The organism is Chimaeribacter coloradensis (genome assembly GCF_002858715.1).
GTDB lineage: Bacteria > Pseudomonadota > Gammaproteobacteria > Enterobacterales > Enterobacteriaceae > Chimaeribacter > Chimaeribacter coloradensis.
The window spans coordinates 26,808-37,660 of the sequence record NZ_PJZH01000032.1; the positions used below are offsets into that span (position 1 = coordinate 26,808).

Here is a 10,853-nt window from a genome sequence, read left to right on the forward strand (position 1 = left end):
CGCGCTCAGCCGATCTCTCTGCGTGCCGCCGGCAGGGCGCAAGGCGCCGTTCTGCGGCACTCTCCTGTTACCGGTCTGCCAGTGGCCTGTTAAAAGTATATACGCTATTCAGACAGGCAATGGTTCGTCTGTATACAGACAAATTCTGAATGTTATCAGGGCGGTTTCCGGCACCAGCCAGCGCATCCTTTTGCCATAACCCCGACGGGGCGGATAAATCACCCCGGCCGGAGCGATCGGGCAGCCGTTCAACGGCAGACGCCGAAGCCGCGCATCCCGAGGTGGAAGTGGTTGGCGTGGGCGGCGTTGTAGTCCGGCCCCAGGGCATTGCCGAAGAACCGGCAGCTCTGGCTGAACACCTGGTGCAGGTAATCCGCCGCCGGGGTGGCCTGCGGCCACTGCTTCAGCACGCTTAACGTGCGGCCGTCCGCCAGGCGGAAAGCGGCGACGTCCAGCGCCTCGGCAGTGGCATGTTCGCTGAGGCGCGCATTTTCCCGGTGGTAGATGTTGCGGCAGGCGTAGCTGCCGAGGTGGTCGATGCGCGTCAGGCGGCTGCCGAGCTGTTGCGTGGCCTGCGGGGCGGCCGCCTGGCTGACAAACATCGCGCTGCTGAGCGCCAGCGGGCAACTGGCGAGAAAGCTGCTGCTCAACGCCACGTCACCGAAGCGGGTGACGCGCACCGGCGACGGCAGCGGGCACTTGCCGCCCATCGGCGCGGGGCGGGTAAAGCTGATGCGGCCGCGGTCGCGCGCCTGCGCCAGCACCCGGAGACAGGCTTCCGGGTCATTCTGCACCGCACGCAGCTTAAAGCGGGTAATAAAGGTGGGCGGGTCGTCGACCGTCAGCGGCGTAAAGGGGTTGTAGCCGGGCGGGATCTGCGCCATCAGCCACGGCTTCCACCCCGGATAGAGCCGCGGCACCGCCACGGCTGCCGCCGCCAATACCGCCACCGCGGCGACCCATGTTTTGCGTCCCATTGTTCTGCTCCCTGTGGTGACCCTGTGTTGAGTATAGGTGGTCGCGCCCGCGGGCGGCCTGCCGGTTTCCTGCGGGCAACATCACGGCTACACTAAGCCACAGGAGGAAACCAGAATGAGTGATGAAGAAGACCTGTTCAGTCAGGAGATGGCGGGGGTGACGCCGCTGTCAGAGAAACGCAGTGTGGTTTACCTCAAAAGCAGCACCCCGGCCGAGCGCCGTGCGGAGGAAGAGGCGCGGCTCAAGGCGCTGGACAACCCGCTGACCCAGGGGTTTCTGGAGATCGTCGCGCTGGATGAGCCGCTGGCCTACAAAGACCCCGGCGTGCAGCAGGGGGTGCTGGACAAGCTGCGCAAGGGCAAATACCCGCCGCAGGCGAGCCTGAACCTGATCCGCAAACCAGTGGCCGAGTGCCGCAAACTGCTGTTTGAGTTTTACCTCAACGCGCAGGAGAACCAGTGGCGCACGCTGCTTATCGTCCACGGCCGCGGGCGTGACGACAACAGCCACGCCAATATCGTCCGCAGTTATGTGGCCAAATGGCTGCAACAGCTTGATGAGGTGCAGGCGTACTGCGAGGCGCTGCAACAGGATGGCGGCGCGGGGGCCTGCTATGTGGTGCTGAAAAAGTCCGCACAGGCCAAGCAGCAGAACTGGGAGCGGCACGCCAAACACAGCCGCTGACCATAAAACCGGCCCGCAGGCCGGTTTTTTTCATGTTGTTGAGGCGGGGTTGCTGCAATTGCCGGTGTGATTTGCTGAAATCAGCGCCTGAATTTTTTACCGGACAGAACCTTATGCCATTCCACCTCTCCTTTCCCTTCTCCCCGCGCACCCTGGGCCTGCTGGCCGGGGCGCTGATGCTGGCCGGCTGTGACAGCCCGCCTGACGACCCCGGCATGGTGATTGAGGGCAAAATCATGGGCACCCTCTACCGCGTCAGTGTGGCGGGCGTGGATCAGGCAGCGCGCCCGGCGCTGGCGCGCGACATCCTGGCGGTGCTGAACCGGGATGACCAGGAGATCTCCACCTACAAGCCTGACTCGGTGCTGTCACGTTTTAACCGTTACCAGGGCAGTGAACCGCAGCCCATCAGCGCGGACATGGCAGATGTGGTGGTCACGGCGTTGCGCGTCGGCACCCTGACGCAGGGTGCGATGGACATCACCGTCGGGCCGCTGGTGAATTTGTGGGGGTTCGGGCCGGATAAGCAGCCGGTGGCGACGCCGGACGCGGCGCAGATTGCGGCCGCCCGGCAGAAGGTGGGGCTTTCACACCTGACGGTGACCGCGCGGGCCGACGGCCAGTGGCTGCAAAAGGATCTGCCGGGGCTGTATGTGGATCTCTCCACCGTGGGCGAGGGCTACGCCACCGACCATCTGGCGCGGCTGATGGAGCAGCACGGCATCAGCAACTATCTGGTGTCGGTGGGCGGCGCAGTGCTGTCACGCGGGCATAACCCGCAGGGCCGCCCCTGGCAGGTGGCGATCCAGAAACCCACTGACCGGGAGAACGCCGTGCAGGCGATTGTAGACTTGCAGGGCCACGGCATCAGCACCTCCGGCAGCTACCGCAACTACTACGAACTGGACGGCAAACGCCTCTCCCACGTCATCGACCCGGCCACCGGGCGGCCGATCACCCATAAACTGGTGTCGGCCACGGTGATCGCCCCGACGGCCACCCTGGCGGACACCTGGGACACCGGGCTGATGGTGCTCGGCACCGCCAAGGCGCGGGCGCTGGCGGAACAGCAGCAGCTGGCGGTATACCTGATCACCCGTGAGGGCGACCACTTCACCCACTATATGTCCCCGCAGTTTAAGGCCTTCCTGGTCAGCGAAGCGAAGTAACCTCCCCCCGGCGCGCTACCGGTGGCGCGCCAGCCAGTTTTTCAGCGTCAGCGCGTCACTGTAGTGCGCATAACGGTTTTTGCCGCCCATGATCACCATCAGCACCGGGCGGCCGTGGATCAGCGTGCGCACCACCATGCAGTGGCCCGCCTCATTGGTGAAGCCGGTTTTTTGCAGCTGAATGCGCCAGTGGCGGTTGTGGATCAGGCCGTTGGAGCTGTGGTAGACCAGCCGCCCGTGGCCGGGGTAGACCACCTCGCCCTTGTCGGTGGAGAAGCGGCGGATCAGCGGGAAGTGCCAGGCGGCGCGCGCCATTTTTGCCACATCCTGCGCGGAGGCGACGTTGTGCGGCGACAGGCCGGTCGGATCAACGAAATGGCTGTGCCGCATCCCAAGCCGGTGTGCCTTGCGGTTCATCTGGCGCAGGAAACCGGGCCGCCCGCCCGGCGCATAGCGGCTCAGGGCGGCGGCGGCGCGGTTCTCAGAGGACATCAGCGCGATGTGCAGCATGTCACGGCGGGATAACGCCGACCCGACCGTCAGGCGCGAGTGGGTCTTCTTCAGCAGGTCGCGGTCAGCGGGCTTGACCACAATGCGGTTGGCGAGCGGGCGCTTGCCCTCCAGCACCACCATCGCCGTCATCAGCTTGGTTAACGAGGCCAGCGGGTAGGCGCGGGCGCTGTTTTTGCTGTAGAGCACCCGGCCATTGACGGCGTTGATCACATAGACCGATCGCGATTGCAGCCGGGGCTTGCGCGCCGCCTCCGCCGGGGCGGGCGGCCAGAGCAGGAACAGCATCAGCGGGAGCAGGGCGAACCGGGCAGGGAAAGGGCGGCACAGCCGGGCGGTAAAAGCGGTAAAACAGGAGGAAACATACATGGGGAAACAGTCACCATCAGGTCAGCATCAGCGGTAAGGCGCTAATTCATAAAGCAAATCAAAGGCTCAACAAGGTGCGGGACAGTCTGAGGGGGAATTATGGAGAAAAAGTGGATGCAGGGGGCATTCCTGTTCACTGCCGGTAAGCGATTATGTATAAATTTTTCAAGCCGGGGGGCGGGCAGCGCGCTGGTGTATATAGCGGCGCGGAGCGACAAAGATTGCCCTGACTGCGGTCACCGCTATATGCACATTACCCCGGTAACAGCGTAACTACGCTAAATAGCATCACACAGTGGCCTTGCTACCTGCGGCTCTCCTGATTGTCATGTAAAAACTGGCTGGCCAGCGTGGCTTGCAGGGCCAGCATCGCCTGCTCGGCATGCTGCATATGCTCTAAAGTAATCCGGTATACCAGTGGGCCGTCTTTTGCCCGCAATGCTGTAATTAATTGCTGTTGCCATTCAATGCCCTGGCGACGCTCTACCGGCCGGGAGAGCAGGTAGATGTCTTTGCAGATCGCCAGCTCTTTCAGCAGCCGTTGCAGAAAGCGGCAGACAAACGCCAGCAGGCTGTTGTCGGAGTAGCTGGCCACCAGCGAATGGAAATCCAGCTCCGCCATGCGCTGCCGCCAGCGTTCGTCATCGTCGGCCGGTTCATGGTCATATACCGCGATCAGCTCATGCAGCCTCACGAACCCCGCCTCATCAACCCGGCCGACGGCACTGGACGCCACCAGCGGCTCCAGCGCCTTGCGCAGGGTGTAGATGTCCGCGATGGAGACGTTTTTGCCGAACAGGTAGTTGGAAAGCAGGCTCATGGCACGGGATTCGGACATGGTTTCAATAAACGCGCCGCCGCCGGGGCCGGTGCGGGTACGGATCAGCCCCTGAACCTCCAGGGATTTCAGCGCCTCGCGTACCGTGCTTTTACCGGCGGAGAACTGGTTAATCAGATCTTTCTCCTGCGGCAGGCGGTCGCCCGGCCCGAGGTTTTGCTCAATGATGTTCTCTTTGATTGCATCGGCAATCTCATCAGTGCGTTTACGGCGCGCCATATCTGGTTTGTCGCGTTGTTCAGTCATCACATTTCCCTTAAGAAAACCCGTGCCGCAGCAGGGGCCGACTCTGCCCGGGGGCACCGGGCGTGTTGGTTTTCCGGTTTACGGAAACATCACTCTCCTGAGGCACACAGAGGTGCCTTGGGGCCTTTCGCGTTATACCTCTTAATACCGCCTCAGAAAGAGAACGGTATGAGTCACCTGAGAAGGGGCGTTCGCCACAGCAATGTCAGGACATCACCTGGTGAAAGGGCATGGCATCCAGCGGGGGAGAAGCGGAACAGCGGCAGCTTTCCGGCACGTTTTCCAGCGTTGATGCAGTAGCCCGGCCAGTATGTATACGTTTACATATTGACGCTATGTGATGATTAGCATCATGCATTATTTTTATGACAATACTTAGCTTTCTGGTGCATGTTTAACACGAAAATGTGAATAAACGCACAATAAACATACATAAAATTAAGGTTTTGCTAACAAACTAACTTAATGATATTTATATATATAAATAGGTTTTCCGCAGGGAACGTTCCCACTCTGGCGGGTGTGGTCACTATAACCGCACCCTGGAGTATAGACCGGGCCGCCGGGGAGGCAGCCTTTAAAAGAGCAGGAGCGCATGACATTTTCTATTGTGGCAAGAGACGACACCCACGGTGAACTCGGTATTGCCGTGGCCGCCGGCCAGCCGGCGATTGGCGCACTGGTGCCGCACGGTTTTTCACAGGTGGGGGTACTCGCCAGCCAGGGGTTGCCTAACCCGCTGTACGGCACCCAGGGGCTGGCGCAGCTCGGGTCGGGCGTGAATGCCGCCTGCACGCTGGAGCGGTTGCTCTGCGCAGACAAGGCGCGGGCAGAGCGGCAGCTGATTGTGATAGACCGTTTCGGGCGCACCGCTGCCTGGACAGGGGCCGGCTGTGAAGGCTATGCCGGGCATTTGCAGGCCGATCAGGTGGCGATCGCCGGCAGTTTCCTGGCCGGGCGCGGGGTATTGCAGTCGATGATGAACAGCTGGCTGAAATCGCAGGGCAAGCCGCTGGCGAAACGGCTGCTGCTGGCCCTGCTGGCAGGCGAGCACAGCGGCGGCGATGTGCGCGGGGTGAAGTCCGCCGCGCTGCGGGTCTACGGCGAGCGCCGCTACCCTGACGTCGATGTGCGGGTGGACTGGTGCGACACCCCGCTGGTGACCCTGAAAGCGGCGCTGAAACAGGTGCAGGCCGCGCCCCATGCGGCGTACCTGCGCCGCCTGCCGGCACGCTGACCCGCCCCCGTCAGGTCAGAGCGGGATAACCGGCAGCTTGCCGCGGATAATCGGCCCACAGAGGATTTTGTAGCCGTCGCTGTCAAAGCTTTTGGCCGTGGCCTTCAGGCGCGGCGCGTCAGCCAGATCCTCCACCGACCCCAGATAGAACCAGTTATGGATGATGTGGTACTGCTTCATGCCCGGCCGCTCCTCCACCAGGGCGATTTTGCCGGGGTAGGGCCAGCAGACCACCTGCACCGATGCCAGCGCATCCAGCAGCCGCTGGTTATGCGCCTCCACCGTCTCTTTGCCGCAGCAGGCCCCGGCGCAGCGCCCCAGGCTGGCGCGGAAACAGGCACGCCCGGCGCGGGTCGCCTCCAGCCCCAGCAGCCCGTGGCAGAGCTGGTGGTTATCGGCCAGGGTCAGCAGCGTCTGCTGGGCGGCCCGGCGGCTGGAGTAAAGCCCATACAGCCCCGGCGCATGGGAGAAGTCGATCTCTTTGGCATACACCACCGTGGGTTTGCCGTTGAGCACCTGCAATGAACAGAGCTGGCGGTTATGGCGCAACCGCTTGTTGTGCAGCGGCTGCTGCTGCTTGATCATCTGGGCTTCCAGCAGCAGCGCGCCCACTTCCCCGGCGGTCGGGATAAAGGTGATATGGCGCGACTGGCGCAGCATCCGCGCCTCCTCCACTGTGCGCAGGTGGGAGAGCACCCGGCTGCGGATGTTGACGCTTTTGCCGATATAGAGCGGCATCACATCGCTGTCGCCGTGGAACACGTAGACGCCGGGGCACTTCGGCAGGGCGTCGAGGGAATCGCGCAGATGCTCGGGGTATTGGTAAATCGCCGCCGGTTCAAACTCAAGCCGGTGGGCAGAAGCACGCTTAGCCAAAACACTCACTCCGTTACTGTAATTATATCCAGCCTACCAGAACCGATACGAATGAGAAAGTCTGTATAAGATTTGTCCTGCATTAAGATCCGTTTTGCCGGGCGTCGGCGCGCGGCGGATGGTCTATCCTAACCAGAGGGTAGGGGCGATGCGCCCCGCAGGCCATAGCGTAAGGAGAAAGTATGTCACTGATTATTACGGAACAGCCGGACCAGACCGTGTATGGCGTGCGGGTCGTCGGCCCCTATGAGCGCACCATCCCGCTGGGTTTTTCCCAGCTGGCACGCTGGCGGCGGGCGCACAATATTACCGGCGGCGATGTGATGACCCTCTACTGGGACAACCCGCTGACGGTGGCGCAGGAGTCGCTGCGCGCCGACGTGGCGTTCGCCCTGGAGCCGGGCACGACGCTGCCGCCGGCAGTGCAGATGACGCGCGGCAATGTGCGGGTTACGGAGCAGGTGGTGCCCGGCGGCATCTACGCCATGTGGCGCACCCGGGTCTTCAAGACCGATTTCGTTAAGGCGTGGCGCGAGTTCTATGAGCAGCGGCTGCTGGAGAGTGAATACCGCCCCTGCCTCGGTGCCTGTTACGAGCGCTACCTGAACGAAGGGGCAGAGGCGGACTATTTCGACATCGAAATCCACCAGACGGTCTGCCTGCGCGCCTCGCTGGAGTCCGGGGCGGTACAGCCCGCGCCTGACCGGCGTTAGTCGCCACCGGGCAGAATGCTGAAAACCGGCGCGGCCCGGTTGCCTGGTTGCCGGGGTTCGGGCAGATTAAAGGGGAATCTGCGGCAGTATACCGGATTACCCCCGCCCATCCCGGCAACAGACAGGTACGTATTTATGCGCCACTACCGGCCGGTCGAGAACCGGCACTTCAGAGCACTGCGGATCAAAGACAAACGCATCAGCGGGCTGGGCTTCTACCAGTGCACCTTTGAGGGGTGCGAGTTCACCGCGCTGTCGCTGGCTTCCTGCGCCTTTGAGCAGTGCGAGTTTATCAATTGCAGCCTGAGTAACCTCACGCACCAGCACCTGACGGTGCTGTCGGTGCGGTTTCAGGCCTGCAAAGTGCTGGGCATCCAGTGGGAGAGCCTTAACTTCCCGCTGAGCTTCTGCATGACCGGCAGCAAGCTGATCTACAACAGCTTCCACGGCAACAGCCTGCCGGAGATTGAGTTCTCCCACTGCAACCTGATCGACACCCAGTTCACCCGCTGCGACCTGCGCAAAAGCAACTTCACCGGCAGTGAGTTCATCCACACCACCTTTGAGCACTGCTGCCTGAACGGGGCCAACTTCCTCGACAGCGAAGGGCTGGTGCTGGACGCAGAAAGCAACGCCATCAACGACGTCTCGCTGCCGCTGGAGGCGGCGCTGGGGCTGCTGCACAAATACCGCCTCACCATCCGTTAATCAAGGCAGTACCAGCTGCTGCCGGGCATTGAAGAAGCGGCGGCAGGCCAGGTAACCGGCGATAATCGCCGACAGACTGGCCGTGGCGAGCAGCATAAAGGTCACCATAATCTGGTACTTGATCGCCATCACCGGGTCGACCCCGGCAAAAATCAGCCCTGACATCATCCCCGGCAGGCTCACCAGCCCCACGGTTTTCGCAGCGTCCACGGTCGGGATCAGCGCCGCGCGGATGCTACCGCGCAGCAGGCCGCGCGCCGCCTGGCGCGGGGTAGCGCCCAGGCTCAGCATCTCCAGCACCTGCTGCTGCTGGTCGTGGAAGCGCTGGCGTAACTGGGTGTAGCAGAGGCCCACCGCCACCATCGCATTCCCGGCGATCATCCCGGTGATTGGGATCACCTGCATCGGCAGAAACGCAATGGCACCGCTGGCGAGGAGCGCCGTGAGCGTCAGCCCGGTAGCGACCGCAATCGCCGCAAAGGAGATGGCGAAGGCGTGGGGCAGATTGCGGCTGCGTTTGCGGGCGTTCAGCGCAGCGTTAACGCAGATGAACAGCACCATCAGCAGCGTCAGCCAGAGGTTATCCAGCGCGAACACCGATTTCAGCACGTAGCCGACCAGCACCAGCTGCACCACGGCACGGCTGATGCTCCAGATCATCTCTTTCTCCAGCCCCAGTTTTTCGCGGCGGCTGACCAGCAGCGCCACCAGCACCAGGCCAAGCGCCAGCATCAGGGAGCTGTCAGTAATGGCAGGGTGGGTCATGGCTGTGCCTCCGCGTGTGGGGCGAGGGCGGTGACGCGCCCGTTTTCCAGCCACAGCACCCGGCCGGCGTGGAGGTCTTCCTGCGGATCGTGGCTGACCCACAGCACCGCGGTCTGGTGTTGACGGCAAACGCGGCGGATAAGCCCGCCGATCCGCTGTTTATTCTCCCCATCCAGCGCGCTGGTCACTTCGTCGAGCAGCAGCACTTTCGGCATATATTGCAGGTTACGCAACAGCGCCACCCGCTGCTTTTCACCGCCGGACAGCGATGTAACCGGTTTCATCAGCAGCGCTTCCGGCAGCCCCGCCTGTGCCAGCCCGTCACGGATTTTCGCCTCGTCCACCGGCTCATGGCGGATCAGATAAGGGAACGCCAGATTGTCATACACGGTCTCGCCGAACAGCTGCGGAGACTGGAACCCGTAGGAGACCTGCCGCCGGTAGGCCACCGGGTCAATCGCGGTGCTCTCCTGCCCCTGGAACAGGATGTGGCCGCTGTCGGGCGTCAGCATCTGGGCCATCAGCTTCAGCAGCGTGCTTTTGCCGCTGCCGGAGGGGCCGCGCAGCATCACCAGCTCCCCCGGCTCAAGAGAAAACGAGAGATCCTGAAGCAAGGGCTGGTCATTCAGGCGGTAGCTGACATCGCGCAACGCCATCAGCGCGGGAGGAACGGGCATACATACTCCTGTCACCGGCACCCGTTACCGGGGGTGCCGTCCGATAAAAGGCGACAGCATAGCGGTTTTTGCTGCCGTCACCTAGCCGGGCAGCACAGGGCAAGGGCGCGTTGGGCCAGGGTGTGTAGGAACATATTCCACATTGCTAGCAATTTTCCTTTCACTTTTTTCACAATGATCTATAGATAATGGGGATGTTACGGAAAAGTTACTTTCAAAATGCCTGTTATCGTGGAGGCCGGACGATCCAAAGAGGTTGCCGGTACAAGGGGGAGATATGGATGTGGATCTGTATGAAGTAAATACCTTCAGTAACCGGCCGCAGGGTGGAAACCCATTGGGGGTTATTTTACTGGAAGAGTGGCTGGCGACCCGCACGCTGCAACTGATGGCCGGGCAGACGCTGAAGCCGGTCACGGCCTTTGCGGTGCCGCGCGGCACCGCCTGGGAGATCCGCTGTTTCACCGGCTTGCGTGAAATCGCGCTCAACGGCAGTGCGGTGCTGGCCACCGCCGCGGTGATTATGGACTTTGTTGACCGCGCGCAGCGCCGCCTTACCTTTGTTCACCCCAAAGGCACGGCGGAAGTGTGGCGGCAGGAGGGGCGGCTGCATCTGGACCTGCCGCAGTGGCGGCTGCGCCTGCGTGATGAGGCGGAGCCGGTGCTGGCGGCACTGGGGGTCACCCAGGGGGAGGTGTGGCAGGGGCGGGATATTGTGGTGGTGCTGGAGAACCGGCAGCAGGTGGCGGCGCTGAACCCCGATTTTATCCGGCTGGCACAGTTACCGGCGGCGCTGGTGGTCGTCACCGCCGCTGACCAGGCGAGCCGCTACGTGCTGCGCGCCTTCAGCCCCGCCACCGGGGTGTGTGAGGACGCCGCCACCGCGACGGCGCACTGTGCGCTGGCCCCGTTCTGGGCCGCCCGGTTAGGCGGCCACCACTGGCAGGCGGAGCAGCTCTCCCCACGGCGCGCGGAGTTCACCTGTGAGCTGCTGGGCAACCGGGTGGTGATCAAAAGCGAGGTGTTGCAGGTGCGCCATAAGCTGCTGCCCCTGCCGCAGGAGGCAGCACCCGTCTCCTCTCT

12 protein-coding genes are annotated in these 10,853 nt (G+C 62.7%); 6 read left to right on the plus strand and 6 right to left on the minus strand.

Annotation, left to right across the window (positions count from 1 at the left end; all coding sequences use genetic code 11):
- Window positions 1-248: 248 nt before the first annotated feature.
- The gene (locus tag CYR32_RS19075; protein WP_101826706.1) at window positions 249-977 is read right to left on the minus strand and encodes an extensin-like domain-containing protein; all 729 of its coding nucleotides are present in this window, start codon (window positions 975-977) and stop codon (window positions 249-251) included.
- Between the two features lie 115 nt (window positions 978-1,092).
- On the opposite strand from CYR32_RS19075, the gene smrA reads away from it, so the two are divergent.
- Together smrA and apbE are read left to right on the plus strand one after the other, a co-directional pair.
- Window positions 1,093-1,662 (plus strand): DNA endonuclease SmrA, encoded by a 570-nt coding sequence (gene smrA / locus CYR32_RS19080; RefSeq protein ID WP_101826707.1) that lies wholly within the window; start codon window positions 1,093-1,095, stop codon window positions 1,660-1,662.
- A gap of 113 nt (window positions 1,663-1,775) precedes the next feature.
- A complete protein-coding gene (gene apbE, locus CYR32_RS19085; protein WP_101826708.1) occupies window positions 1,776-2,831 on the plus strand; it encodes an FAD:protein FMN transferase ApbE in 1,056 nt (351 codons plus the stop codon).
- Window positions 2,832-2,846: 15 nt separating this feature from the next.
- Here apbE and CYR32_RS19090 read toward each other — a convergent pair whose 3' ends face one another.
- Both CYR32_RS19090 and CYR32_RS19095 read right to left on the minus strand, forming a co-directional pair.
- Window positions 2,847-3,710, minus strand: coding sequence for a serine hydrolase (locus CYR32_RS19090; protein WP_101826709.1), 864 nt, complete (start codon window positions 3,708-3,710; stop codon window positions 2,847-2,849).
- A 304-nt stretch (window positions 3,711-4,014) separates the two neighbouring features.
- Complete coding sequence (locus CYR32_RS19095) at window positions 4,015-4,794, minus strand: FadR/GntR family transcriptional regulator (protein WP_101826710.1); 780 nt, start codon at window positions 4,792-4,794, stop codon at window positions 4,015-4,017.
- Between the two features lie 595 nt (window positions 4,795-5,389).
- On the opposite strand from CYR32_RS19095, the gene CYR32_RS19100 reads away from it, so the two are divergent.
- Window positions 5,390-6,031: a DUF1028 domain-containing protein gene (locus CYR32_RS19100; RefSeq protein WP_101826711.1), complete on the plus strand. Its 642-nt coding sequence runs from the start codon at window positions 5,390-5,392 to the stop codon at window positions 6,029-6,031.
- Between the two features lie 15 nt (window positions 6,032-6,046).
- On the opposite strand, the gene cho is transcribed toward CYR32_RS19100, so the two are convergent.
- Entirely contained in the window at window positions 6,047-6,907 is an 861-nt protein-coding gene (cho, locus tag CYR32_RS19105) for an excinuclease Cho (RefSeq protein ID WP_101826712.1), read from the minus strand.
- 182 nt (window positions 6,908-7,089) lie between these two features.
- Between cho and CYR32_RS19110 the strand changes: the two genes are divergently transcribed.
- Together CYR32_RS19110 and CYR32_RS19115 are read left to right on the plus strand one after the other, a co-directional pair.
- Window positions 7,090-7,620: a GyrI-like domain-containing protein gene (locus CYR32_RS19110; protein ID WP_101826713.1), complete on the plus strand. Its 531-nt coding sequence runs from the start codon at window positions 7,090-7,092 to the stop codon at window positions 7,618-7,620.
- 135 nt (window positions 7,621-7,755) lie between these two features.
- The gene (locus tag CYR32_RS19115; protein WP_165698279.1) at window positions 7,756-8,328 is read left to right on the plus strand and encodes a pentapeptide repeat-containing protein; all 573 of its coding nucleotides are present in this window, start codon (window positions 7,756-7,758) and stop codon (window positions 8,326-8,328) included.
- Here CYR32_RS19115 and fetB read toward each other — a convergent pair whose 3' ends face one another.
- Together fetB and fetA are read right to left on the minus strand one after the other, a co-directional pair.
- Window positions 8,329-9,093, minus strand: a complete 765-nt coding sequence (fetB, locus tag CYR32_RS19120; protein ID WP_101826715.1) for an iron efflux ABC transporter permease subunit FetB — start codon at window positions 9,091-9,093, stop codon at window positions 8,329-8,331.
- Window positions 9,090-9,770 (minus strand): iron efflux ABC transporter ATP-binding subunit FetA, encoded by a 681-nt coding sequence (gene fetA, locus CYR32_RS19125; RefSeq protein WP_101826716.1) that lies wholly within the window; start codon window positions 9,768-9,770, stop codon window positions 9,090-9,092. Before fetA ends, fetB begins: the two co-directional genes overlap by 4 nt.
- Before the next feature lie 277 nt (window positions 9,771-10,047).
- Between fetA and CYR32_RS19130 the strand changes: the two genes are divergently transcribed.
- Window positions 10,048-10,853 (plus strand): PhzF family phenazine biosynthesis protein (locus tag CYR32_RS19130; RefSeq protein WP_101826717.1); only part of this gene is annotated, 806 nt, incomplete at its 3' end.